Source organism: Methylotuvimicrobium buryatense (assembly GCF_005931095.1).
Classification (GTDB): domain Bacteria; phylum Pseudomonadota; class Gammaproteobacteria; order Methylococcales; family Methylomonadaceae; genus Methylotuvimicrobium; species Methylotuvimicrobium buryatense.
The window spans coordinates 96,116-122,143 of sequence record NZ_CP035467.1 but is presented as its reverse complement, the minus strand read 5'-3'; the positions used below and the strand labels follow the sequence as shown (position 1 = coordinate 122,143).

26 protein-coding genes and 1 tRNA gene are annotated in these 26,028 nt (G+C 47.3%); 8 read left to right on the top strand and 19 right to left on the bottom strand.

The features are described 5' to 3' along the window. Positions 1-183 precede the first annotated feature (183 nt). Entirely contained in the window at positions 184-1,827 is a 1,644-nt protein-coding gene (pgi, locus tag EQU24_RS00585; protein WP_017841372.1) for a glucose-6-phosphate isomerase, read from the top strand. An 11-nt stretch (positions 1,828-1,838) separates the two neighbouring features. On the opposite strand, the gene tadA is transcribed toward pgi, so the two are convergent. From tadA to EQU24_RS00565, 4 genes are all read right to left on the bottom strand, one after another. Continuing rightward, entirely contained in the window at positions 1,839-2,303 is a 465-nt protein-coding gene (gene tadA / locus EQU24_RS00580; RefSeq protein WP_017841373.1) for a tRNA adenosine(34) deaminase TadA, read from the bottom strand. After that, positions 2,294-3,883, bottom strand: a complete 1,590-nt coding sequence (gene guaA, locus EQU24_RS00575; RefSeq protein WP_026130248.1) for a glutamine-hydrolyzing GMP synthase — start codon at positions 3,881-3,883, stop codon at positions 2,294-2,296. The genes tadA and guaA overlap by 10 nt, the downstream gene beginning before the upstream one ends. A gap of 80 nt (positions 3,884-3,963) precedes the next feature. After that, positions 3,964-5,430 (bottom strand): IMP dehydrogenase, encoded by a 1,467-nt coding sequence (gene guaB / locus EQU24_RS00570; protein ID WP_017841375.1) that lies wholly within the window; start codon positions 5,428-5,430, stop codon positions 3,964-3,966. Positions 5,431-5,546: 116 nt separating this feature from the next. Further along, a complete protein-coding gene (locus tag EQU24_RS00565) occupies positions 5,547-6,338 on the bottom strand; it encodes a sulfite exporter TauE/SafE family protein (RefSeq protein WP_017841376.1) in 792 nt (263 codons plus the stop codon). A gap of 92 nt (positions 6,339-6,430) precedes the next feature. On the opposite strand from EQU24_RS00565, the gene EQU24_RS00560 reads away from it, so the two are divergent. Beyond that, entirely contained in the window at positions 6,431-7,678 is a 1,248-nt protein-coding gene (locus tag EQU24_RS00560) for a multifunctional CCA addition/repair protein (RefSeq protein WP_017841377.1), read from the top strand. Positions 7,679-7,728: 50 nt separating this feature from the next. Next, positions 7,729-8,211 carry a YajQ family cyclic di-GMP-binding protein gene (locus tag EQU24_RS00555; RefSeq protein ID WP_017841378.1) on the top strand — a complete coding sequence of 161 codons (483 nt, stop codon included), beginning with the start codon at positions 7,729-7,731 and terminating at the stop codon, positions 8,209-8,211. A 244-nt stretch (positions 8,212-8,455) separates the two neighbouring features. Here EQU24_RS00555 and EQU24_RS00550 read toward each other — a convergent pair whose 3' ends face one another. The 10 genes from EQU24_RS00550 to rpsU form a co-directional block, all read right to left on the bottom strand. Beyond that, on the bottom strand, positions 8,456-9,331 hold the full coding sequence (locus EQU24_RS00550) for a CPBP family intramembrane glutamic endopeptidase (protein ID WP_017841379.1): 876 nt from the start codon (positions 9,329-9,331) through the stop codon (positions 8,456-8,458). Then, positions 9,328-10,071, bottom strand: a complete 744-nt coding sequence (locus EQU24_RS00545; RefSeq protein WP_017841380.1) for a 16S rRNA (uracil(1498)-N(3))-methyltransferase — start codon at positions 10,069-10,071, stop codon at positions 9,328-9,330. Before EQU24_RS00545 ends, EQU24_RS00550 begins: the two co-directional genes overlap by 4 nt. A gap of 91 nt (positions 10,072-10,162) precedes the next feature. Then, positions 10,163-11,014, bottom strand: coding sequence for a methylenetetrahydrofolate reductase [NAD(P)H] (metF, locus tag EQU24_RS00540; protein WP_017841381.1), 852 nt, complete (start codon positions 11,012-11,014; stop codon positions 10,163-10,165). A gap of 60 nt (positions 11,015-11,074) precedes the next feature. Beyond that, positions 11,075-12,367: an adenosylhomocysteinase gene (ahcY, locus tag EQU24_RS00535; protein WP_017841382.1), complete on the bottom strand. Its 1,293-nt coding sequence runs from the start codon at positions 12,365-12,367 to the stop codon at positions 11,075-11,077. Between the two features lie 19 nt (positions 12,368-12,386). After that, complete coding sequence (gene metK / locus EQU24_RS00530; RefSeq protein WP_017841383.1) at positions 12,387-13,547, bottom strand: methionine adenosyltransferase; 1,161 nt, start codon at positions 13,545-13,547, stop codon at positions 12,387-12,389. Positions 13,548-13,610: 63 nt separating this feature from the next. Next, positions 13,611-13,687 (bottom strand) — tRNA-Ile (locus EQU24_RS00525). A gap of 8 nt (positions 13,688-13,695) precedes the next feature. Beyond that, positions 13,696-15,507, bottom strand: a complete 1,812-nt coding sequence (rpoD, locus tag EQU24_RS00520; protein ID WP_017841384.1) for an RNA polymerase sigma factor RpoD — start codon at positions 15,505-15,507, stop codon at positions 13,696-13,698. An 87-nt stretch (positions 15,508-15,594) separates the two neighbouring features. Further along, positions 15,595-17,319 carry a DNA primase gene (dnaG, locus tag EQU24_RS00515; protein WP_017841385.1) on the bottom strand — a complete coding sequence of 575 codons (1,725 nt, stop codon included), beginning with the start codon at positions 17,317-17,319 and terminating at the stop codon, positions 15,595-15,597. 41 nt (positions 17,320-17,360) lie between these two features. Beyond that, a complete protein-coding gene (locus tag EQU24_RS00510; RefSeq protein WP_017841386.1) occupies positions 17,361-17,810 on the bottom strand; it encodes a GatB/YqeY domain-containing protein in 450 nt (149 codons plus the stop codon). A gap of 22 nt (positions 17,811-17,832) precedes the next feature. After that, positions 17,833-18,066: a 30S ribosomal protein S21 gene (rpsU, locus tag EQU24_RS00505; protein ID WP_014146611.1), complete on the bottom strand. Its 234-nt coding sequence runs from the start codon at positions 18,064-18,066 to the stop codon at positions 17,833-17,835. 105 nt (positions 18,067-18,171) lie between these two features. On the opposite strand from rpsU, the gene tsaD reads away from it, so the two are divergent. Then, positions 18,172-19,182, top strand: coding sequence for a tRNA (adenosine(37)-N6)-threonylcarbamoyltransferase complex transferase subunit TsaD (gene tsaD / locus EQU24_RS00500; RefSeq protein ID WP_017841387.1), 1,011 nt, complete (start codon positions 18,172-18,174; stop codon positions 19,180-19,182). A gap of 164 nt (positions 19,183-19,346) precedes the next feature. Here the strand turns inward: tsaD and plsY are convergent, their stop codons facing one another. Further along, positions 19,347-19,922 (bottom strand): glycerol-3-phosphate 1-O-acyltransferase PlsY, encoded by a 576-nt coding sequence (gene plsY, locus EQU24_RS00495; protein WP_201764901.1) that lies wholly within the window; start codon positions 19,920-19,922, stop codon positions 19,347-19,349. 136 nt (positions 19,923-20,058) lie between these two features. Between plsY and folB the strand changes: the two genes are divergently transcribed. The 3 genes from folB to EQU24_RS00480 all read left to right on the top strand — a co-directional run bounded on the left by folB (position 20,059) and on the right by EQU24_RS00480 (position 23,245). After that, a complete protein-coding gene (folB, locus tag EQU24_RS00490) occupies positions 20,059-20,412 on the top strand; it encodes a dihydroneopterin aldolase (protein ID WP_017841389.1) in 354 nt (117 codons plus the stop codon). A 3-nt stretch (positions 20,413-20,415) separates the two neighbouring features. After that, positions 20,416-20,931, top strand: a complete 516-nt coding sequence (folK, locus tag EQU24_RS00485; protein WP_017841390.1) for a 2-amino-4-hydroxy-6-hydroxymethyldihydropteridine diphosphokinase — start codon at positions 20,416-20,418, stop codon at positions 20,929-20,931. A 1,480-nt stretch (positions 20,932-22,411) separates the two neighbouring features. Then, complete coding sequence (locus tag EQU24_RS00480) at positions 22,412-23,245, top strand: BUD32 family EKC/KEOPS complex subunit (RefSeq protein ID WP_017841391.1); 834 nt, start codon at positions 22,412-22,414, stop codon at positions 23,243-23,245. A 31-nt stretch (positions 23,246-23,276) separates the two neighbouring features. Here EQU24_RS00480 and EQU24_RS00475 read toward each other — a convergent pair whose 3' ends face one another. Then, a complete protein-coding gene (locus EQU24_RS00475) occupies positions 23,277-24,014 on the bottom strand; it encodes a pteridine reductase (RefSeq protein ID WP_017841392.1) in 738 nt (245 codons plus the stop codon). Between the two features lie 12 nt (positions 24,015-24,026). Between EQU24_RS00475 and EQU24_RS00470 the strand changes: the two genes are divergently transcribed. Next, on the top strand, positions 24,027-24,644 hold the full coding sequence (locus tag EQU24_RS00470; protein ID WP_017841393.1) for a GDSL-type esterase/lipase family protein: 618 nt from the start codon (positions 24,027-24,029) through the stop codon (positions 24,642-24,644). Between the two features lie 25 nt (positions 24,645-24,669). Here EQU24_RS00470 and tatC read toward each other — a convergent pair whose 3' ends face one another. The 3 genes from tatC to tatA are packed head-to-tail and all read right to left on the bottom strand — an operon-like array spanning position 24,670 to position 25,985. Further along, entirely contained in the window at positions 24,670-25,458 is a 789-nt protein-coding gene (gene tatC, locus EQU24_RS00465; protein ID WP_017841394.1) for a twin-arginine translocase subunit TatC, read from the bottom strand. Between the two features lie 5 nt (positions 25,459-25,463). Continuing rightward, positions 25,464-25,769 (bottom strand): Sec-independent protein translocase protein TatB, encoded by a 306-nt coding sequence (tatB, locus tag EQU24_RS00460; protein ID WP_017841395.1) that lies wholly within the window; start codon positions 25,767-25,769, stop codon positions 25,464-25,466. A gap of 3 nt (positions 25,770-25,772) precedes the next feature. After that, the gene (tatA, locus tag EQU24_RS00455) at positions 25,773-25,985 is read right to left on the bottom strand and encodes a twin-arginine translocase TatA/TatE family subunit (protein ID WP_017841396.1); all 213 of its coding nucleotides are present in this window, start codon (positions 25,983-25,985) and stop codon (positions 25,773-25,775) included. Positions 25,986-26,028 lie beyond the last annotated feature (43 nt).

The window sequence follows — 26,028 nt, the reverse complement described above, 5'->3', positions numbered from 1 at the left end:
TATCTCCATGCAACTACACAATCAAAATCCATCTTAACAAACAACGCCCTTTGAATTTAGGTGCGGGGTAAATTGCCCCAAAAAGGCACATAGTAATATAATGCTTATTTAATATGTATCCGCAATTAGCCGTGTTTTCGTAGACTTTTGCAAACCTGACCGCCCATACAGGAAATTAATCACATGCCATCTTTGACCCAGACCCCCACCTGGAAATCCTTAGTTAGTCATTGCGCCGCCATTCAAAACTTCGACCTGAGAGAAGCTTTTAATCTAAATCCTCGTCGTTTTGAACAATTCTCACTTCAATTCAACGACATTCTATTCGACTACTCGAAAAACTTAATCACGGAAGACACGCGTTCATTGTTGGTCGATTTGGCAACTCATTCGGCACTTAGTTCAAAAATCGAAGCCATGTTTACCGGCGAAAAGATCAACCACACCGAACAAAGAGCTGTTTTGCATACCGCATTACGCAACAGAAGCAACCACCCGGTCATGGTTGACGGAGTCGATGTAATGTCAAACATCAATCAGGTTCTGGCCAAAATGCGCGTCTTTACGGATAAGGTAAGAAACGAACAATGGCTAGGACAGACTGGAAAACCCGTTAAGGACATCGTCAATATCGGCATAGGCGGCTCGAACCTTGGCCCGAAGATGGTTGCTACTGCGCTAACCCCTTATGCTTCCGATAAATTAAATGTTCATTTTGTTTCAAACGTCGATCAAACCGATCTCGTCGAAACACTCAAACCGCTCAACGCCGAAACGACTCTGTTTATCGTTGCATCAAAAATGTTCAACACTCAGGAAACCATGACTAATGCGCACTCCGCAAGAAATTGGTTTCTCGAGCAAATTAATGACGAAAAAGCCATCGGTAAGCATTTTGTCGCGATTTCCACACACCCTGAAAATGTCATTGAATTTGGCATCGATCCGGAAAACATTTTCGAATTTTGGGACTGGGTTGGCGGACGCTATTCATTATGGTCATCAATTGGCCTGTCCATTGCGCTACAAGTAGGGATGGATAATTTCGAACAATTGTTGCAAGGCGCCCATGAGGCCGATTTACATTTTAGAGATACGCCATTCGACCGCAATATTCCGGTCATCATGGGTTTACTAGGCATTTGGTATAACAATTTTTATGGCGCAGAATCTCATGCAATATTGCCCTACGACCAATCACTGCGTTATTTTTGCGAGTTCCTACAACAAAGCGACATGGAAAGTAACGGTAAAAGCATCGACAGAGAGGGGCAACCGGTCGATTATAGTACCGGACCGATCATTTGGGGCCAACCGGGAACGAATGGACAGCATGCATTTTACCAATTGATCCATCAAGGCACTAAACTAATACCTTGTGACTTCCTGGCACCGGCTAACTCACATTATCACCTACCGAAACATCATGATATTTTAATTTCAAACTTTCTTGCCCAACCGGAAGCTTTGATGCATGGCAGAAGTGCCGAAGAAGTCATTGCCGAACTACCCGAACAAGACAGAAATAACGCCATATTAGTCGCATCTAAAGTCTTTGAGGGTAATAAACCGTCTAACTCTTTTCTTTTCGATAAGCTTACGCCTAAAACATTAGGCTCGTTGATCGCATTTTACGAGCATAAAATCTTCGTGCAAGGCGCTATTTGGAATATCAATTCTTTCGACCAAATGGGCGTTGAACTGGGCAAAGTACTGGCCAAAGTCATTTTGCCCGAACTGCTAAATGACGAAACCATCGGCAGTCATGACTGTTCCACGAACGGTCTGATTAATGCCTATAAAAAATTACGTAAAGCAGACGATTAATCAGTACTAAACTAACGACGGGCCCGAAAGAAGTCTTTAAGCATTTCGGAACACTCGTCTTTTAAAACACCGCATCGCCATGCGACTCGATGATTTAAAAATGACGATTCGGATAGATTCATTGCACTGCATACTGCGCCACGCTTAGGATCTTCGGCGGCAAATACCAGGCGCTCGATTCTTGCATGAACGATCGCCCCCATACACATCACACAAGGCTCAAGCGTAACGAAGATCGTCGTACCGGTCAGCCGATAGTTTTTCAATACCTTGCCGGCCTCACGAATCGCAAGCATTTCCGCATGTGCCGACGGATCGTGACTCGCAATCGGCCGATTCCATCCTTCGGCAATGCAGACATCATCTTTGACGATAACCGCCCCGACCGGCACCTCACCCATAGACTCGGCACGTTGCGCCAATCTAAAGGCATGCCGCATCCACGCTTCGTCGTTATGATTATCGGCTATTCCCACTCAATCGTAGCCGGCGGTTTGCCGGAAATATCGTAAGTCACCCGAGAAATACCCGAGACTTCGTTAATGATCCGACGCGAAACCAAATCCAAAAAATCGTAAGGTAAATGCGCCCAACGCGCCGTCATGAAATCGATGGTTTCAACCGCGCGCAAGGCAATCACATAATCGTAACGCCGCCCGTCGCCCATTACGCCGACCGACTTGACCGGCAAAAACACCGCAAATGCCTGACTGACCTTTTCATACAGTTGGCGCCGATACAATTCTTCGATAAATATCGCATCGGCTTGTCGCAGCAAATCGGCATAGTCTTTTTTGACTTCACCTAAAATCCGCACACCCAAGCCCGGCCCAGGAAAAGGATGACGAAATACCATTTCGTAAGGCAAGCCAAGCTCCAAACCAAGCTTTCTAACCTCATCCTTGAACAATTCACGCAAGGGCTCCAGCAACTTAAGCGTCATATTTTCCGGCAAGCCACCGACGTTATGGTGAGACTTGATTAAATGAGCCTTACCGCTTTTCGCACCCGCCGACTCGATCACATCCGGATAAATCGTGCCTTGCGCCAACCATTTCGCATCGGCCAGTTTAGCGGCTTCCTCATCGAAGATCTCAACGAACAAGTTACCGATAATTTTTCGTTTCTGCTCCGGATCCGCCACTCCTTGCAATGCCTCTAGGTAACGTTGCTCGGCATCGACCCTAATTACCCGAACGCCCATGTGCTCGGCAAATGTAGCCATGACCTGATCGCCTTCGTGCAAGCGCAACAAGCCGGTATCGACAAACACACATGTCAATTGATCGCCGATTGCCTCATGCAATAAAGCCGCCACAACCGACGAATCCACTCCGCCTGAAAGCCCTAAAATCACTCGATCGGAGCCGACTTTACGACGAACCGCATGTACACTGTCTTCGATGATATTATCGGCCGTCCACAGCGCCTCGCAACCGCAAATGTCGAGCACAAAACGCGACAGTATTCTTGAACCCTGCCGGGTATGAGTCACTTCCGGATGAAATTGCAAACCATAAAACAACTTTTCTTCATGCGCGATACCGGCAATAGGCGCTCCGTCGGAACTGGCAATACGAATAAAACCTTCCGGCAATTCGACAACCCTATCGCCATGACTCATCCACACATCCAGTAAACCGAAGCCTTCCGGCGATGTATGATCCTCAATACCTTTCAATAACTTAGAATGCGCATGCGCGCGAATTTGCGCATAACCGAATTCCCGATGACTGGACGACTCGACTCTACCGCCTAATTGCTCGGTCATGGTCTGCATACCGTAGCAAATACCCAATACAGGAACACCCAATGCAAAAACCCGTTGCGGCGCACGCGGCGTATCATCGCTAGTGACTGTTTCCGGACCACCCGACAATATAATGCCATTCGGTGCAAATCCGATGATGTCATCGATCTCGCAATCACAAGAAAGTATTTCGCAATACACACCGATTTCTCGTATCCTCCGGGCGATTAATTGGGTGTATTGGGACCCGAAATCCAGTATCAGGATTTTATACAGATGAATGTTGGTCGATGCTTGCTGGCTCACGTTGAACCTCGAATATTGTAACGACAAAAATTAAAAGGGCTCCTACGAGCCCTTGATGAGTTTTTCGGATGGATTAACCGTTATTCCATATGATAATTAGGTGCTTCCTTGGTAATCGTAACATCATGAACATGGCTTTCACGCATGCCGGCATTGGTAACCCGAACAAATTCGGATCGCTGATGCATATCATCGATCGTACGGCTACCGGTATAGCCCATGCTCGCCCTAATACCGCCCAACAATTGATGGATGATCGCATACAGGCTGCCTTTGTAAGGCACTCTGCCTTCAATACCCTCGGGCACCAGTTTTTCGACTTTATCGGTTTCCTCTTGAAAATATCGATCGCTGGAACCTTGCGACTGGGCCATCGCGCCCAGCGATCCCATTCCTCGATACGATTTATAAGATCGGCCTTGATAAAGCTCGACTTCGCCAGGCGCTTCTTCAGTGCCGGCGAACAAACCACCTAACATCACCGCATAAGCCCCCGCAGCCAATGCCTTGGCAACATCGCCCGAATACCGAACGCCGCCATCCGCGATCAGAGGAACGCCGGTACCTTTAAGCGCATCGGCAACATTACTGACTGCAGTTATTTGAGGTACACCCACACCGGCAACTATACGAGTCGTACAGATCGAGCCCGGCCCGATCCCCACTTTAACTGCATCGGCTCCTGCCTCAACCAACGCTTTCGCAGCTGCCGCCGTGGCGATATTTCCACCGATCACCTGTACTTCCGGATAATATCGCTTAACCCAACTGACCCGATCCAATACGCCTTGAGAATGCCCATGAGCCGTATCGACAATGATCACATCCACGCCGGCTTTCACCAACGCCTCAACGCGCTCTTCAGTACCCTGACCGGTACCGACCGCAGCACCAACGCGAAGACGCTCTTGCTCATCCTTACATGCTTGCGGATAGTCTTTCGCTTTTTGTATATCTTTGACCGTGATCATCCCTTTCAAATGAAATGAATCATTGACCACTAATACTTTCTCGATGCGATATTTGTGCAGCAGTTCGATAGCTTCCTTGTGATCGGCGTTTTCATTAACCGTAATCAAGCGTTCTTTTGGCGTCATCACTTTCGAAACCGGCTCATCGAAGCGTGTTTCAAAGCGTAAATCGCGACTCGTTACTATACCGACTAAATTATCGCCATCAACCACCGGAACGCCGGAAATGTTTTTTGCCCGTGTCAGCGCCAATACTTCACGAATACTAATATTGGGCGACACGGTAATAGGATCCTTGATCACCCCGCTTTCGTATTTTTTGACTCGCAACACTTCCCGCGCTTGTTGCTCCGCAGTCATGTTTTTATGAATAATACCAATCCCGCCCTCCTGTGCAATTGCGATAGCGAGCCTCGATTCTGTTACCGTATCCATCGCCGCGGAAATCAAAGGAATATTAAGCGTAATATCGCGCGTCAAACGGGTTTTCAAATCCACATCGCGAGGCAACACCGTCGAATGGGCCGGAACCAGTAATACATCATCAAACGTGAGAGCTTCCTGAATAACTCGCATACTCACTCCTTACAGTCAGAAAAATAACCGAAAATTATACTATGAAATATTTGACATTAGAATCAGCTTGTTCAATATAGTTTCCGAACCGCTAGACAATCGTGCTAACAACCTGATTATTCCGAAAGCAACTTTGCCGCCATGATAAAAATTAAGAGTGAAAAATAACACTTGATGGTTTGCGCGGGAAGCTTATGAGCCAATTTTGCTCCCAACGGAGCAGTGACCATACTCAATAACACAATGCCTGCAAACGCTGGCAAATAAACATATCCCCAACTGCCTGCAGGCAAACCGGTTTTTTCAAAGCCTAACAACATATAACTAAGCGTCCCGCCAAACGCAATCGGCAATCCGCACGCACTGGCAATACCCACCGCGTTGCGTACCGGAAATTGTCCGCGCACCAAGTAAGGCACCGTCATCGTCCCTCCCCCGATACCTAACATTGACGAAAGAATTCCGATGACAATGGAGGCCGCTGCATCCAGGAACGGCGATTGCTGCATCGCACCGGCTTCCGGCTTGATTTGGAATGCCATCTGAAACCCTATGTACAACAGAAAAATAGCAAAGATAATGCGCAGTGAGTCCGCCGATATTGTATCGGCAATTACGGCACCTAAAACCGACCCTATTACGATGCCCGGAACCAAGCTGTAGACCTTGCCCCATATCACAGACTTCAACCTGTGATGTGCAAGAGTCGCCGAAATTGAAGTCAACACGATAGTCGCCAATGACGTAGCGACAGCCATATGCATGATAAAATCGGCTGCAAAACCCTGCGCCTTAAACAAAAAAACAAGTATCGGCACCAATATTAGTCCGCCGCCGATACCGAATAATCCCGCAAATAATCCGCTAACCGTGCCGGCAATCATGCTTAAAATAAAAATTTCGACCACTCCCCCCCCTTTTGTTAACAGCGTATTTTTTTAAGACTCTAATCAAGCGTTATACTAACCCTATCATAGAAAGACGAAGACAAATCATAATCATGAAAACCTATTTAGTCGGCGGCGCAGTACGCGACCAGTTGCTCAATCTCCCCGTGACGGAAAGAGACTGGGTCGTGCTAGAGGAAACGCCGGAATCGATGCTGAAAAAAGGATTTAACCCTGTAGGCAAAGATTTTCCGGTATTTTTACACCCCGAGAGCAGGGAGGAATATGCGCTGGCACGCACCGAACGCAAGACCGGCCCAGGCTACAAAGGATTCAGCATTCACAGCACACCAGACGTCAGCCTGGAACAAGACCTTCTACGCCGCGACTTGACTATTAATGCCATCGCAATGAGCTCGGAAGGCGAAGTCATCGATCCGTACAACGGTATTGCCGATCTAGAAAATCGGATCTTACGCCATGTCTCCCCAGCTTTCAGCGAAGACCCGGTAAGAGTGTTGCGCGTTGCACGCTTTGCCGCCCGTTATGCGCATTTAGGCTTTCAGATTGCCGATGAAACCTTGAGACTCATGCAACAAATGGTACGCGGCGGTGAAATCGACTATCTCGTTCCCGAACGCGTCTGGGCCGAGCTATATAAAGCGCTCATCGAAAGAACGCCATCGGCATTTTTTTATGCCCTCAGAGAATGCGGAGCGTTAGCTAAAATTTTCCCGGAAATAGACGCCCTCTTCGGGATTCCACAACCGCGGCAACATCACCCTGAAATCGACACCGGCATTCATACGATGCTGAGTCTCGAACAAGCGGCTCGCCTATCCGAGAAACCCGAAATACGTTTTGCGGTCTTAGTGCATGATCTCGGCAAGGCGATATCTCCGAAAGAACGACTTCCGCATCACTACGGCCATGAAAAAACCGGTCTGCCTTTGCTTGAGCAATTAGCCGACCGAATACGAGTACCGAATCATTATAGATCGCTCGCTAAACGGGTCATGCGCTACCACACACTTGCGCACAGAGCTTTCGAACTGCGCCCGGCTACCTTAACCGACCTGCTGTTAGATCTAGGAGCATTTAAAAATACCTCAACTCTAAAAGATTTCTTATTGGCTTGCGAAGCGGATGCGAGAGGCAGGGGCGGGACAGAAAACAACGCCTATCCGCAAGCCGATTACATTTTAAAAGCCGCTGAAGCGGCGGCAGCCATCGATATTTCCGGCGTACTCAAATCCGGCCTGGAAGGTGCGCAAATCGGTGCGGCAATTCGCAGGTTAAGGATACATGCGATTACCGAAAATCTAAAACAACAAAAAAATGCCAATGCAACCCAGTCTTGAATTAAAAAGACATTCGTCTTATATTGCCCTTTTAAACCATACATTGCACCATGCCATCTTTTGACATAGTTTCCGAATACGACTCGCACGAAGCGCATAACGCCGTCGACCAGGCTAATAGGGAAGTCACCACGCGTTTCGATTTTAAAGGCTCCGGCGCGACATACGAACTCAAGGACGACACAATCACAATGAGCGCGGGCTCGGAATTTCAATTGCAGCAGATGCTGGACATCTTGCAAATGAAACTGACCAAACGCGGCATCAACATTAGCTGCATGGAAATCAACGAACCCAAAACCACCGGCCGAACGGCTCAACAGATCGTAGAACTCAAACAAGGCATTGAATCGCTACTTGCCAAAAAAATCGTCAAGTTGGTCAAAGATAAGAAACTTAAAGTACAAGCGGCTATACAAGGCGAAAAAGTGAGGGTCACCGGTAATAAAAGAGACGACTTACAACAAGTCATTCAAATGCTCAAGGCGGAAAATTTTGAAATGCCGCTACAATTCAATAATTTTCGCGATTAAACCGAATCATAACCATACCACCCATCGTAGATCAAAATTCGGTACCGGGAGCCCGTCATTCCGCCATGGACTGGCGAAATCCAGTGCCATGAATGGCAAGCTTTTAAGGTACATAAGAGCCTGAATACAAAAATTACTTATTTTATGATGGCTTAACTTAATGGCAGTGACATGTAGGCTCTATGCCGAGCACCCCAGCGCCGAAATTTTACTGGCAATTACTGGCAATAAGAATGACACCGAATCAACGTAATTTTAAATATCGATAACCGATATAGCAGAATAGCACTAGGAACATCCAAACTGTCACCAACGGACCGACCACACCGTCATAACTGCTCACCAAATAAAGATTTGGCGATTGGGGATCGACGTTGAATAAGGACTTGTTAAACTTTATCTGCCAAACCCAAGCGGTGTGACAGCCAATACATAAAGCCAAGCTGTTCGGCACCCTCGACCTAACGACTCCCAGAAAAGCTCCGACCATGAACAACGCCAAAAAGGCGGACAAAATATCGGGGTTCAAGACATTTAGCAGCGCCTCTTTCAACAAAATGAATCCGCTAAAAAAGGTAACCTCTTCATTCGCAAAACGGCTATGACTATCGAGAAAATGCAGTATGCCGTAATAAAAAGAACTGATCAGTACCGCTCCGATCACCGGCATTCTTTGTTTCAGGCCGGCGAACAAAATGCCTCTAAAAATCGGCTCTTCGGCCAGCGATATCAATAAAGCCAATAAAAACCCAGTGACGAATTTTTGCAAAACCCAAGCAAAAGACCAGGATCGCGCCTCATCGATGACATGAACGCCCGTGAGGTAGAGCACGATAAAAACCGGTAGCAACGTCAAAACCCCTAAGCCTAACCCGTAACCGAACTGCCGCAGCATCGTAGCCTTATCGGCAAACCCCAGATCCCGGCCCTTGAGATGAAGCACCGCCATGACCGGAAAAATACTCAATACCAAGAATAACTTACCGACCTTACTGATGATTTTATGCAGCGGAAACTGATCGCCGAAACCCAGCCATATCAAATAGCCCAGCACGCAACCCAGCGACGCCGCCACCAACAAGACCGCCAGTGGCATTAGAATATAAACAAGATATTTCATGATTGTGTGCTACCTCCGAAATCGCCCCACAGCATCTGTAGAGAAGCAATCGAAGCCAACGCTGCCGTTTCGGTACGCAAGACTCTGGAACCCAGACGAACCGGTATAAACCCCTCAGCTTTGGCTATATTCCGCTCATGATCGGCAAATCCGCCCTCCGGACCGGATAACAAGGTAACTTGATTATTTAGCGGCTTAAGCTCAGACAAACGCGTTTCGGCATAGGGATCCAAGAAAATTCTCAGGCCTGCTTGTTTATCGACCCAATCGGTCAAATCGACAATCGGATTCAATACCGGTAAAACGGTTCTGCCGCATTGTTCGACCGCATGCTGCACGATTTTTTGCCAATGCGTCAAGCGTTGCTGTTGCTTTTCACCTTTCAATTGGACGACGCAGCGCTCGGTCACCAACGGAGTGATGCGGTTAACACCTAATTCCACGGCTTTCTGCACAGCCCAATCCATCTTGTCCCCTCGCGATATCGCAAGTCCCAAATTGATCGTCAAATTAGACTCAACTTTTCGGTCATGCCATTGCCCCAGATCCAGAGCAACTCTTTTTTTGCTCGCTTCTGCAACAACCGCTGTATATTCGCCGCCCGTGCCATCGAAAACGATCAAGCTCGAATCTTTCTTCAGTCGTAAAACCGTTCTGACATAATGTGCAGCATCGTCGTCAAGCTCTACGGTTCGATTTTTGCCAAGACCTTCTTGCACATATAAACGGGAAACTCTCATCTCAAATACCCATGACCTGTGAGTTATACTTCGCGCGGTCACAAAAAAAGGGCTTTCGCCCTTTTCTCGATAAACCATCGATTCTTTTTGATTAATCCGATAAATTCAAATTATTCCAAATCGCCAACGTTGGCGCGGATTGATTCATCGTATAAAAATGCAATCCCGGGGCGCCATTATCCAACAATTGCTGACATAAACGCGTTACGACATCGCAACCAAACGCGATGATTTGCTCCTTATCGTCACCAAAGCCTTCCAGCTTTTTCCTTAGCCAGCGTGGAATGTCCGCGCCGCACATATCGGAAAAACGGAATAATTGCGAATAATTCGTAATCGGCATGATACCGGGAACAATCGGAATATCGATACCCATTTTTTCGCAGGCATCGACAAAATAAAAATAAGACTCTGCGTTATAAAAATACTGCGTAATCGCGGCATTCGCACCGGCATCGACTTTGCGTTTGAAATTCTTTAAATCCTCAGCAGCACTTCGCGCCTGAGGATGGGTCTCGGGGTAGGCAGCGACATGAATCTGAAAATAATCGCCGGTTTCGCTACGAATAAAGTCGACCAATTCATTGGCATATCGAAATTGCCCGGCCGACATCATCCCGGACGGCAAATCGCCTCTCAACGCGACGATTTTTTTTATCCCGTTCGAACGATAACCGTGCAAAATCTCTCTGATATTTTCATGCGTCGATGCAACGCAAGACAGATGAGGCGCAGCAGCAACGCCGCGCTCTTGTATTTTGACAACCGTATCGAAGGTCTTATCCCGCGTCGACCCGCCGGCCCCGAAAGTCACCGAAAAGAAATCGGGATTTAATCGGCTCAATTTTTCATGTACCGCCTGCAAACTTTCCTCGCCGGCTTCGGTCTTGGGCGGATAAAATTCGAAACTGAACAGTTTGGGATATTTTTGTTGTGTTTGCATGATTTCAGAGTATTGAAACAACAGACAAGCCAATTAATGGCTTGTCTGTGTCTACATCGATCAATAACGGTAATGTTCGGGCTTGAACGGTCCGTCCACAGGCACATTGATGTATTCGGCTTGCTTCTCAGTCAATCGGGTCAATTTCACACCCAATTGATTTAGATGCAATGCTGCGACTTTTTCATCCAATTTTTTAGGCAATACATAAACTTTGTTTTCGTACTTATCCGCATGGTTCCATAGTTCGATTTGCGCCAAAACCTGATTGCAGAACGAGTTAGACATGACAAAGCTTGGATGACCTGTCGCACAACCTAAATTGACTAAACGCCCTTCGGCTAATACGATTAAACGCTTGCCGTCCGGGAAGATGACATGATCGACTTGCGGCTTGATGTTTTCCCATTGGTATTGACGCAACGAAGAAATTTCGATCTCGGAATCGAAATGCCCGATATTGCAGACAATAGCTTGATCCCGCATCGCCGCCATATGGTCATGCGTGATCACATTGAAATTACCGGTTGCCGTGACAAAAATATTGGCAATCGGCGCAGCTTCTTCCAACGTAACGACACGATAGCCTTCCATCGCCGCTTGTAATGCGCAAATCGGATCGATTTCGGTAATCCATACGGTCGCCCCCAAGCCACGTAACGATTGAGCACAACCCTTGCCGACGTCGCCATAACCGCAGACGACTGCAATTTTACCGGCAATCATGACATCGGTCGCGCGCTTGATACCGTCAACCAAAGATTCGCGGCAGCCGTAAAGATTATCGAATTTCGACTTGGTGACCGAATCATTGACATTGAAGGCCGGCACCAACAATTTGCCTTTAGCAACCATTTCAGTCAACCTCAGCACGCCCGTGGTCGTTTCCTCGGAAAGCCCTTTGACATCGGCCATCAACTCAGGATATTGCTGATGCATCATCAAAGTCAAATCGCCACCGTCATCCAAAATCATATTCGGACGCCAGCCGTTCGGGCCTTCGATGGTTTGCACAATACACCATTCGGCTTCTTCCTCGGTTTCGCCTTTCCAAGCAAAAACAGGAATGCCTTTAGCGGCAATCGCCGCAGCCGCATGATCCTGTGTCGAAAAAATGTTGCAAGATGACCAGCGAACTTCAGCACCCAGTGCGATCAAGGTTTCGATCAACACTGCCGTTTGAATCGTCATATGCAAACAGCCGGCAATGCGTGCGCCTTTCAGCGGCTGCTCACTGCCGAATTCCTCGCGCAAAGCCATCAAGCCAGGCATTTCGGTTTCGGCGATATTGATTTCCTTACGGCCCCACTCGGCCAGGTTAATATCTGCGACTTTGTAGTCCGGTTGAGTCATTGTTATCTCCTAAATTTACTTAAAGTCCGGCTGCATCTCTCAATGCATCGGCTTTATCGGTTTTTTCCCAACTGAAGGACGCTTCGGTTCTACCGAAATGACCGTATGCAGCAGTCGCCTGATAAATCGGCTTCAATAAGTCCAAAGCTGCGATTAAACCTTTCGGCCTTAAGTCGAAATGGTCCCGAATTATCTGTACCAATCTTTCTTCGCCGACTTTTCCGGTCCCGAAAGTATCGACGCTGATCGAAGTCGGTTCGGCAACACCGATCGCATAAGAAACTTGAATTTCACAGCGTTCGGCAAGTCCTGCCGCAACGATGTTTTTTGCGACGTAACGTGCCATGTAAGCAGCGGATCTATCCACTTTCGAAGGATCCTTGCCGGAAAACGCGCCGCCACCGTGTCTCGCCATCCCACCGTAGGTATCGACGATGATTTTACGGCCGGTTAAACCGCAATCGCCGACAGGCCCGCCGATCACGAAATTACCGGTCGGGTTGATAAAATATTTGGTGTCTTTGTGCAGCCACTCTTTCGGCAGGACATGCAGAATAATCTCATCCATGACCGCTTCATGAATCTGCTTCGCGCCGATTTCGGGTGAATGCTGAGTCGATAATACGACTGCGTCGATCGCGACCGGCTTATTGTTCTCATAACGGAAAGTAATTTGGCTTTTCGCATCCGGTCTAAGCCATGGCAGGGTTTTATTTTTACGAACTTCGGCTTGGCGTTTGACCAACAAATGAGAATAAGTGATCGGAGCCGGCATCAACACGTCGGTTTCATTGGTTGCATAACCGAACATCAAGCCTTGATCGCCGGCGCCTTGCTCATGATTATCGGACTCATCGACGCCCATCGCGATATCGGACGACTGCTTACCGATTGCGTTTAAGACCGCGCAACTTTGGCCGTCGAAACCGATATCACCATGATCGTAGCCGATATCACAGACGACCTTTCTGACCAGTGCTTCGGTATCGACCCAAGCATCAGTCGTAATTTCGCCGGCTAAAATAACCATGCCCGTTTTAACCATTGTCTCGCAGGCCACCCGCGAGCGCGGATCTTGTTCCAGTAATGCATCCAATACCGCATCTGAGATTTGATCCGCGACTTTATCCGGATGACCTTCCGAAACCGATTCTGATGTAAAAATAAAATTATTGCTCACGACACCGCCTTTTATATCTATTGCCTAATACACAAAAGGCTGCATGAGCAGCCTTTTTAACTATGGTGGGCCCTGTAGGACTTGAACCTACGACCTGCCGATTATGAGTCGGACGCTCTAACCAACTGAGCTAAGGGCCCTTAATTTTTTATTCGCCGTCCAGAAAGCATCGCAATTGTTCGGATCTCGACGGATGCCTCAGTTTTCTTAATGCTTTTGCTTCTATTTGCCGTATCCTTTCACGAGTCACATCAAACTGCTTACCGACCTCTTCCAAAGTATGATCGGTATTCATATTAATTCCGAAACGCATTCTTAAAACTTTCGCTTCCCTAGCGGTCAATCCGGCCAACACATTTTGAGTTGATTCTCTAAGCCCTGCAATCGTCGCCGATTCAATCGGGGATAATACTTTAGCATCTTCTATGAAATCCCCCAAATGAGAATCTTCATCATCGCCAATCGGTGTTTCCATCGAAATCGGTTCTTTCGCAATTTTCAATACCTTACGAACTTTATCTTCAGGCATTTCCATGCGCTCGGCCAGTTCTTCAGGAGTCGCTTCGCGGCCCAATTCTTGCAGAATCTGTCTTGAAATCCGATTTAATTTATTTATCGTTTCGATCATATGCACCGGAATTCTAATCGTTCTGGCCTGATCGGCTATTGAACGAGTGATCGCCTGTCTGATCCACCAGGTCGCATAAGTCGAAAACTTATAACCGCGGCGGTACTCGAATTTATCGACCGCCTTCATTAAACCGATATTGCCTTCCTGAATCAAATCCAGGAATTGCAAGCCGCGATTGGTATATTTTTTCGCGATCGAGATAACCAGCCTTAAGTTCGCCTCGATCATCTCTTTCTTAGCGCGCCTGACTTTTGCTTCGCCAATCGACATGCGACGATTAATATCCTTGATGTCGCTAACGGATAAGCCATAAGTGCTGGCAATATCGGCCAATACCGATTGCGCCTTCTTGATTTCCTGCTCATTCTCAGAAATGACCTGATTACCAATACCCGTCGATCGCAGGTATTGCACCAACCATTCGTAATCGGTCTCATGCCCGGTCATTGCAATAATAAATTCTTTGCGACTCATTTTGGCTTCATTGACACACAGATCCGCTATTAACTTTTCCTTTTCACGGATAAGGGCGACCGCCTCGGAAACGGTAGCTGTCAACCTTTTAAAATATTGCGGAGCCCATTTAAACTCGAGAAAACTTTCCGCAAGTTCATCCAGCTTTTCATTGACCTTAGGATCACCATAACCATGTTTCTTAATTGCCGCCGCCGCCGATTTATGCAGTTTACGCAGCACTTCGACTTTTTCCTTAACTTCATTATAGTCAAGTCCTTTGACCTCATCTTCGTCGGCTTGCTCGTCGACCGAGTCGTCATTAGCCGCTTGACTACTAAATACTGTCTCCGGCTCACTGAGATCGACGAATCCCGAAACTAGGTCTGTCAAACGAACACCACCCTCTTCGTCCGATATAGAATCGAAGGCGCTAATGAATTCATCAACGACTTTGCAGGATCGAGAAATCGCTCTGACAACCTGTTGTTGTCCTTCTTCTATACGTTTGGCGATTTTTAGTTCGTCTTCCCGATTCAGTAATTCAACCGATCCCATTTCCCGCATGTACATGCGAACCGGATCGGTAGTTCTACCGAACTCGCTATCAACCGAAGCTAAAGCAGCCACTTCGTCATCATCATCCTCATCACCGGTAACCGCAGCGCCGTCGGTAATCAGCGAGTCTTCATCGGGGGCATCCTCATAAACTTGAATACCCATGTCGTTGATCATGCCGATGATATCTTCTATCTGTTCCGGATCGGCAATATCGCTGGGCAAATGATCGTTAACCTCGGCATACGTCAAGTAACCTTGCACCTTACCTTTGGCTATCAATTGTTTAAGTTGGGACTGCTGTTGTTCTTGATTCATCACTCACTCACAGAATACGATCAGCACAATTACGCTGAACAGGAAATTATACAACATATTCTTTTTTATGTTAATACGAATTCCCTTTTATCGGCTTACCAGTAACCTCCCTAATATTTCCCGCTCCTCTCGACTTAAGCCTTCCGCCGACTCTTTTTCTAATAACTGCTCAATACGACCTTCTCTCGCTTGCGCATTCAATCGTTCCAAAGCGTCTGAAAATTCGGCACGAACCCCTTCCTCGGGAACCATCACATCCAAAAAAACCAGTTGCTTCACAACTTTCTCGCTGTGTCGTCCGCGAAATAATTCTAAAAGCATGGAAAGATTTTTTGGATATTCGCTCGAAATCAGATCGACAACCTCCTTAAACAATTCTTTGCCGGGAAAGTTCAAACTCTCCCAATCAAGCTCTTTTTGCTCGACAACCTCGATTAATTCGGGATTTTGCAACAGCAATGAGATTGCCACCCTTGCAGGAGACAAGCGCTTTTTATCCCTATGGACGGCAGCCTTGGGCACCTTTGAGAGTGTAGCCGTATTTTCTAAAACGTCCAGTTTATTGAAACCCGATAAATTCTGGAGTCTTTGATACATCATCTCCCTGAATACGCCGACCGGCAATTGCTCTAAATACTTTTTCGAACGGTTAATCAACTGAGCGCGACCCTCCATCGACTCAAGCGACAATTCGTCTTGAACTCGTCCGAAAAAATATTCGGATAGGGTTGCTGCCGAAGCAATACCACGCTCGAATGCAGCAACACCTTCCGCCCTAATTAACGAATCGGGATCCTGACCTTCGGGCAGCAGCATGATTTTTACATGCCGGCCATCTTTCAAACAAGGAAAAGTTGCCTCCATCGCACGCCAAGCCGCCTCTTTTCCGGCTTTGTCGCCATCGAAACAAAACACTAATTCCGAACTGAACCGGAATAATAATTCCATATGCGCCTTGGACGTCGACGTACCTAGGGTCGCAACGGCATAGCCGATACCGAACTGAGCCAAAGCCACCACATCCATATAGCCCTCGACCACCAGAATCCGTTCCGGCCTTGAATGGCTTTGCAGTAATTCATAAAGCCCGTAAACTTCATTACCTTTAGAAAATATGGGCGTTTCCGGTGAATTCAAGTATTTCGGCAAAGAATCATCCAATACCCTCGCACCGAAACCTACGACGCGCCCACGCTTATCGCGGATAGGAAACATGACTCTACCGCGGAAGCGATCATATCCGCCCCCACCCTCCTTGCTAACAAGCAAACCGGCTTTAGTAAGCGCCACAAAATTGAAACGGGAAGCCAACGTATTCCAGCCTTCAGGCGCATAACCCAATTGATACGTCTTAGCGATGGCACCGCTGACACCACGGCGCTTTAAATAATCGATCGCCTTCTTGCCGTCTTCGCTCGCTAATTGTTCGGCATAAAATCCGGCTACTTGATCCATCAAGTCGAAGAGAGGCCCGACATCGCTCCGGGAGCTTCCTGCCGGCGCTACAAATGACTCGCGCGGCACCGAAACACCGACAAATGCAGCCAGATCTTCGACCGCCTCGACAAAATCCAAATGACTAAAATCCATCAAGAAGCTGATGGCATTGCCGCTGGCTCCGCATCCAAAACAATAAAAGAACTGTTTTTTACGATTAACCGAAAAACTAGGCGTTTTTTCTGAGTGAAACGGACAGCGCGCTACAAAGTTGCTACCCGTTTTTTTTAAAGGAACGTGCGAGTCGATTAAATCAACGATGTCAACTCGCAGTAGGAGATCATTAATAAAGTCTCGAGGAATTCTACCGGACATAGATTACCCGGAACTCAAACTTTAAAACACGAATTGGACTATCACCCTGCTAAAACGGCTTTAATTTTTGCACTAACGATCGACATATCGGCGCGACCTTGCATTTTATCTCTCAACAACCCCATCACCTTACCCATATCCTTAACCGACTCGGCACCGGATTGCTGAACCGCTTCGGCAATCATTTGATCGATTTCCTGCTCGGTTAATGCCTGCGGCAAATAATCCTGAATCACCAAAATCTCGGCTTCTTCGACCTCGGCCAAATCCATCCGGTTTGCTCCGGTGTACTGCCTGATCGACTCTCGCCGCTGCTTGACCATTTTATCAAGCACAACAATGATCTGATCGTTATCGAGTTCAATACGCTCATCGACCTCGCGCTGCTTGATGGCCGCCATGATTAAACGTATCACGGCAAGCCTCGCTTTATCGCCGCCTTTCATGGCGGCCTTCATATCTTCCCTGATACGGTCTTTTAGTAATTCCATACCGATCTCGATTCCGGACGAATTATAATTGCGGACGACCGCGGCGCAGATTTTTCAATGCATAACGTTCGCGAGCCAATTTTTTTAAATGACGCTTGATCGCCGCAGCACCTTTTCTTTTGCGTTCGGCAGTGGGTTTTTCATAGAATTCACGACGTCTGACTTCGGACAGGACACCGGCTTTCTCGCAAGCACGTTTAAAACGGCGAATAGCAATATCGAATGGTTCGTTTTCTTTAACTTTTACTGACGGCATTATTAATAATCCAACTGTGTTAATATTTAAAAATTGAAGGACGATAGTCCCTATATAAAAAAGAACTCGTTATTATACGCCCTCTTAGCATTTTTTCAAAAATCCATGTACGTTTTAGGCTTAGAAACTTCCTGCGATGAAACCGGAGTCGCCATTTATCATTCCGAAAAAGGTCTCATCAACCATTTGCTCTACAGTCAAATCGACATGCACAGCGAATACGGCGGCGTCGTTCCCGAACTGGCCTCGCGCGACCATATTCGCAAACTCGTCCCGCTGATCAAACAATGCATAAACGAAGCCGGACTAACGAGCCGAGATATCGGCGGTATTGCCTATACAGCGGGGCCTGGACTAATGGGCGCCTTGCTAGTCGGCGCGGCTACGGCAAACAGCTTAGCTTGGGCTTGGCGTAAACCGGCGATCGCGGTTCACCACATGGAGGGACACTTACTCGCGCCAATGCTGGAAAACGATCCGCCGTCATTTCCGTTTCTAGCCTTGTTGATTTCGGGAGGTCATACGATGCTGGTCGAAGTTAAAGGTATCGGCCGATATCGCTTATTAGGAGAATCGCTCGACGACGCTGCCGGCGAAGCCTTCGACAAAACCGCCAAAATGCTCGGTCTGGGTTATCCTGGAGGACCCAAACTATCCGAACTGGCTAAACGCGGTTCGCCACGCTTTAAATTCCCAAGGCCGATGACCGACCGACCAGGGCTCGACTTCAGTTTCAGCGGCCTAAAAACTTACACAATGAATGCATTGCACGACACAGCGCAATCCGATCAAGACAAAGCCGACATCGCCTTCGCATTTCAGACCGCCGTTGCCGAAACATTGAGTATCAAATGCAAGCGCGCACTACAACAAACCCGGCTGACCACATTGGTCGTGGCCGGCGGCGTCAGCGCTAATTCGACCATACGCCAATCTTTGACGGAAATGGCCGACAAAGAACGAGCCCTAATTTATTTTCCACGACCTGAATTTTGTACAGATAATGGCGCAATGATTGCCTATGCCGGTTGCCAGAGATTGATGGCCGACCAACACCAGGGAAGCGTTATATTTGCACGCGCACGCTGGCCGATTGAAGAACTGCCGCCGGTTTAACTGACTACTTAAATATAGTTCGACTTTATTGAAGGTGCGGGGCGTATCTGTCGAGGACCGCCGCTGCCGACATCCTCGTAAAACTCCCCCGAACTGCTAACTGCTAACTGCTAACTGCTAACTGCTAACTAAAATTATAAGCCATCGAACTATCCCCGCTTAATTTAGCTCTCCTCGCCGGCCAATAGCCTCTGTATGTTACTTTTATGACGCCACAATAATAATACGGTCATCAGCACACAAGACCCGACAAGACCTGGACTCTCGACAATGTACCATGCATACGCGGATGATAAGCTTGATGCAATCAATGCCGATAAAGACGAAATCTTGGAAATTTTATAAATTAACAGCCAAGTTGCAATAACCGCGAAGCCTAATGCCCAGGAAAAACCCAACAATACACCGACCGATGTCGCAACCCCTTTACCGCCTTTGAATCCAAAAAAAACCGGATACAAATGCCCAAGAAACGCCGCCAAACCGATCAAGGCCAACGCATCGACAGGCATGCCCAGTATTTTTGCTAAATACACAGGCAATAAGCCCTTCAACATATCGCCTAACAACGTAATGCCGGCCGCTTTTTTGCCGCCGATTCTCATCACATTCGTCGCTCCGGGATTTCCGGACCCCTGCTCACGAGGATCAGGCAACCCCATCATTCGACAAACAATAATCGCACTAGAAACCGAACCAGCCAAATACGCAAACACCACAAACAAGCTTTCAAGCATTATCTCACCTATCAACATAGAACTATATTTCCCCCAACATTCAATAAATTTGATGATATTTAAGGCCAATTGCTATAAATTTGCCTTATATCATTCTTATATCGATAATAACTCAACGACATAATAAACGGAAAATTCAATGGACATCATTTTTTTAGGTGGTCTGGAAATCGAAACGATCATTGGTATCTATGACTGGGAAAGAACCCAAAAACAGACCATTGTACTTGATATACAAATGGCCTTCGATATTAGCAAAGCAGCCGAGACCGACGATATCAAGCATGCCCTCGACTACAAGACCGTTTCCAAACGCATTATTTCGTTTGTCGAAGCGAGCGAATTTTTTCTAGTCGAAAAATTAATCGAAGAAATTGCTAGATTGATACAAAGCGAATTTCATGTACCATGGGTAAAAATCGTATTAAACAAAAAAGGCGCCATTCGCGGAGCCAGCGATGTCGGCATTATCATCGAACGAGGTGAAAAATAAATCATGGCGCGATGCTATATCAGCATAGGCAGCAACATCGACCGGGAAACCAATATTCCTTCAAGCCTACGTGCGCTCAAAAATCATTTCGGCGAACTGATCATTTCCAGCACTTACGAATCGGAAGCGGTCGGCTTCAGCGGCGATAATTTTTATAACCTCGTTGTGGGGTTCGATACCGATCTCGATGTCAAAAACGTAGCCAAGATACTCAAACAAATCGAATTGGAACATGGCCGAATTCGCGAGAGTAAAAAATTTTCCGCGCGAACACTAGATCTTGATTTACTGTTATACGATGATCTAATTATCGAAGATGGCCGATTACAAATACCTCGAAAGGAAATCGAACAATACGCCTTCGTCCTTGAACCGCTCGCTGAAATTGCTCCGGCCAGCAAACATCCGATTAGCCGATTATCTTATAAAGAATTATGGCAAAATCTAGATAAAAGTAATCTCAAACAAGCGCGCATTCTGCCTGATTGGCCTCTTAGAAACGGAGACGGAATAAATTAAGGATTTCGTGATAAATAACGTCCTGGAACTATGGGCTTTGTTGAGGGTTCGGTAACTCGCTTGGCAGGACGCTGCACCTAAATTATCCAAGACAATTAACCATAGGCTAATAGACTATGAAATTTAGGTGCTAGGTAAATACGTCCCGTGTGCTTGCTGCCAATCGAGCAACCGAACCTTCCATAAAATAGGGAAGTTATTTACGACCAAATCCTAAACGGCACACGCACGATTTTGGTTTTAGTTCAAGGAGCGGGCTTCCCACTTAAGGCGGGACAAAAGCACTAAGGATTACCTGATTAGCAAGTTTCTTCAGCTAAAGCCCAAAGATCAGCATATCCTTAGCAGGACGGGGTTCGCAAGCCATGCGCGTCAAGCTAAAAACGGCCAACCCGCATCACGCTCTTTCCAAAGCTCCAGCTCTCATCGTTATACATATGTCAAAAATTACCCTTTTGCAATCTTAACCAATGAGACCTCGATACTTTTTATTGCCATTTAACACCCTTGGATCTCCCTCACCTAACGCTCACTGCCATTAAGTTAAGGGAAGCCCGTCATTCCGCCATGGACTGGCGGAATCCAGTGCCATGGATGGCAAGCTTTTGAGGCAAAGTAGATCCTGGATACAAGCATTACTTAATTCTGTGATGGCTTAACTTAATGGCAGTGTCACCTAACGCTAGGTGATCCGCGTAGGGTACGCTATGCGTACCATGGTAACCCCGCGATGTTAATTTCATGTGCCAACCGAACCGCTAGGGCACGGCTTTGGTACGCGCAGCGTACCCTACAATTTATGTATAACGATGAGAGCTCCAGCTTGGGAAAGACACCCCGGAAGCTCCAGCTTCCTGTGACCGACACAACCTCCGCACATTCTCAATCAATCCCGACTCGCTCGCTCGTTCAATCTTTCTTGATTGTCGGGAAGCTAGAGCTTCCCGAACAGGTTACCCAAGCTGGAGCTTGGGTAACAGCATATTTTAGTTTTTGCGACTACGACTAGCCTCTGCTCGGACACTTGGCTTCGGTAAGCTGAAGCCTCTTGCTAATCAAAAAGGATTAACCGTTCGCCCTGAGCCCTTCGGCTGAGCTCAGGAGAGCCCTGTCGAAGGGTGGACGGTTAATCCGCCCATGGTTCGACAGGCTCACCACGAACGGATTAACCTTAAACTCACCAAGAACGAATTAACCTTAAACTGTCCCGCGTCAAGTGAGTAGCCAAGGAGCGCAAACAGGTGTATAGCTGACTATGTAACTGTTTGTGTAGCTCAGAAGGCCTATGGGTTGCCAAATCTATAAAAGCACCCCCTTAATCAAGGATCTATTTATAACTTCGTTATTCTTTATTAAAATTTAGGCTATGCTTTTTTACTATCTGCTATTCAAATTTACTCGATAAAAAATCGAATCGATTAGTTTTTTCATACCTACCTAATATCCCGCGGATTCAACTATCAATCGCTATGAATTTACGATGACCTCGTCCCCTTCCCCCACAAACCGCGGACTCGATAAATCTTTCGAGTCGTTTAGCGCGGATTTACATCGATTGGCGAAGCAACAACTGCAAGAACACGTAGGCGCGAGAACCTTCAAGCTTGTTTATCAACAACAAGCTTTTTGGATTAAACAGAGCCAGATTGCTCACCGTAGCATTTGGCATTGGCTAGGAACCGTTGTCGCGATATTGAGCCGCAACCCCTTGCTAAAGTCCACCGTCGCAACAGGAGGGCCCGAGGCATTGAAAGCCGAGGCTAGCCGCTTGAGAAAGCTTGCTGCTTTAGGCATTAGCGTTCCTCAAATCGTTGCCGAAGGCAAGGGCTGGTTCATGCTTAATGATATCGGCCGCCCATTGACGGGCTGGATTAGAGACTCCAAAGTTTCTAGGGAACAAAAATGCACAATCGTCAAAAAGGCCTCCGAACAATTGGCCTTGCTTCACAGTCAAGGGCTCTGGCACGGCCGCCCCGCTTTCAGAGACATGGCTTACGATGGTCAATCCTTCGGTTTTTTAGATTTCGAAGAAGATCCGAGCAGCATACTGACTCCGGATCAATGCATGATGCGCGATGCCTTGCTTTATTTCCATAGCTTACATCGATACCTAGCCGATGATCGAACCATGATCCTAGAAGCAATCGAATCCTACCGACAGCTGGCGCCTAATTCGACTTGGCGCAATACCCTTTCCTTCGCAAGACAAGTTTGGCTGATTTACGGACTGCTTGCTTTGCTGCACCGTTATTTAGGAAAGGATGCAAAATACGCTTACCAAACCCTCAAAACCCTAAGAAACTACGGCAACTAAAGACGATTCCCCAAATGCGTTCGCTGAAGGGTTAGCAAAACAATGTTCTCCCTCCATCGACCGCAATGACTTGGCCAGTAATGTAATCTGCGTCCTTGATTAAAAACCGTACTGCGCGAGCAATATCCTCGGGCGCGCCGCTGCGTTTCAGCGCAATCCGTTCGACAATTTCTTGTTTAACCGCTTCCGACATATCCTGCTCCGGCCATAAAATTGCACCGGGCGACACTGCGTTGACCCTGATGTCCGGGCCTAGCTCCTTGGCCATAACGCGGGTCATCGCCACTAAGCCGGCCTTGGCTATACTATATACCGGATAACCTTTGAGTCCCCGTTCCGCATGAATATCGGTAATATTCACGACACAACCCCGCCTTGCCGAAAGCTCCTTGATTAAGGCTTGCGTTAAAAAAAACGGCGCTTTGAGATTACTGCCGATCAACTCATCCCAGTCATGCTCGGAAACTTGGCCGATTCCGGTCGGATAAAACGAAGACGCATTATTGACCAAGGCATCGATACCGCCCCAGGCCGTTTTCGCATAATCGGCCAACAATAACAATTCAGCCTTTACCGCCAAATCCGCCTTAATTGTCTGTGCCGAGTCGAGTCGAATGTCGTTCAACAAATCGCACAACTGCCGAGCACTACTCTCCGATGATCTATAATGCAACAAGATATTAAACCCGCTTTCATGCAACAACTTCGCGCAGGCCGCGCCAATACGCTTGGCGCCACCGGTAATCAATACATTTTTGCGCACGAACACCCCTTCTCGCTTATGAATAAAACCATACTACTCATCGGATTTTACTTATTAATTAACGCTTGTAGCGAATCGCCACCCACTCTTCCCGAGCTGCCCAAAAATGCAGTCATTCTCGCATTCGGCGATAGCTTGACTTATGGCACCGGCGCGTCTGACGGTGCCGACTATCCTCGCGTATTATCCAAATTGATAGCCCGCGAAGTCATCAACGAAGGCCTCCCTGGAGAAACCAGCCAATCGGGGGCACATCGCTTGCCGGCCTTACTCGACGAATATCGCCCGGATTTGTTGATATTGATTCACGGCGGCAACGACATGCTAAGGAAAATTCCTACCCAGGAAACCATTGACCATCTCAACTCGATGATCGCAGAAGCACAGCAACGCAATATCGGCGTGATTATGATGGGCGTCCCTAAGCCCGCGTTATTTTTGTTGGATAGTGCGGAATTTTATCGCACCATAGCCGAACAACATGGCATTCCGGCAGACCTGAATACACTGCCTGAATTACTCGGTAGTACCGAATTCAAATCGGATCCGGTTCATCTGAATCCTGCCGGCTACAGAAAGCTCGCTGAAAAAATTCGAGATTTATTGATCAAAACAGGCGCGCTGGCGCCAGCCTAAAGCTGAACGAAACAATAGAAAATTATCAATCTTTGTCGCTATCGTTAAAACTCTGCAATTGACCCGATAACGTCTCGGCGGGTTTACGCACAAATAATCGGGAAAACAACAAACCGAGTTCGAACAAAAGCCACATCGGAATAGCCAACAAAGTCTGAGATATTGCATCCGGAGGCGTCAAAAACATTCCGATGATAAAAGCGCCGACAATCACATAAGGGCGTTTTTCAGCCAAGGCTTTCGGGGTAACCAGACCGGTCCAGACCAATACGATCGTAAAAATCGGCACCTCGAACGCCAAGCCAAAGGCAAAAAACAAGGTCAGCACAAAATCGAGATATTTGGCGATATCGGTCATTACCGCGACCCCGGCGGGCGCGGCTGCGGTCAGGAAACCGAAGATCAAAGGAAACACAACGAAATAAGCAAACACAACGCCCAGATAGAACAGAAAGGTACTTGCAATCAAGAGCGGCAAAATCATGCGACGCTCGTTTCTATAGAGCCCCGGAGCGACAAAAGCCCAAAATTGATACAGAATGATCGGTACCGCAATAAAAATCGACAGTACCAAGGCTAACTTGAAGGGTGTAAAAAAGGGCGATGCGACATCGATCGCGATCATCGTACTGTTTTCCGGCAAGTGGGCAAGTAACGGCCCCGCCAGAAAACTATAAATTTCGTTAGCATAAGAAGCTAAAGCGAGAAACACGAGTAAAACCGACAAAACGACCTTTAACAGACGATTTCTCAGTTCAATTAGATGGGAAATAAACGGCTGTTCTTGCGTTTCGTCGAAGTTATCGCGGCTCATAGGATTTACTTGGATTTGCTTTGGTCTTCCGAAGCCGATTCAATGCTGGATTGAATCGAGTGTGCCGCTTCCTTGGTTTCATCCAAGGTTTTTTGTATCTCATCGAACGCCGATTGCTCTTTCAGCACTTGACGAATTTCCTCGGCTTGTAATTCCTGCTTGATTTCCGCTTTCACCGAGGCAACGGTATTCCGTAATTTACCCACCCAAAACCCGGCAATCCGAGCGGCTTTCGGCAACCTCTCCGGCCCGATGACCAATAAGCTGACCAAGCCGATCAGAATTAATTCCCAAAAACCGACATCGAACATAATTTAAACTTTGTCCTGTTCCGACGGCGCTTTTTCTTTTGACTTTTCGGTGTCGTCCTCGGCAAGTTGCTTATCTTCCTCGCCGTCTTTTACCGCCGAACGAAAACTTTTTATCGCCCCGCCCAAATCCGAACCGATATTGCGCAACCGCTTGGTACCGAACAAAACAATCACGATCACCAAAATAATCAACAATTGCGTGACACTCATGCCCATTTTTTAACTCCGGTTGTATTAGTGAATAGCGAATGATAGATGG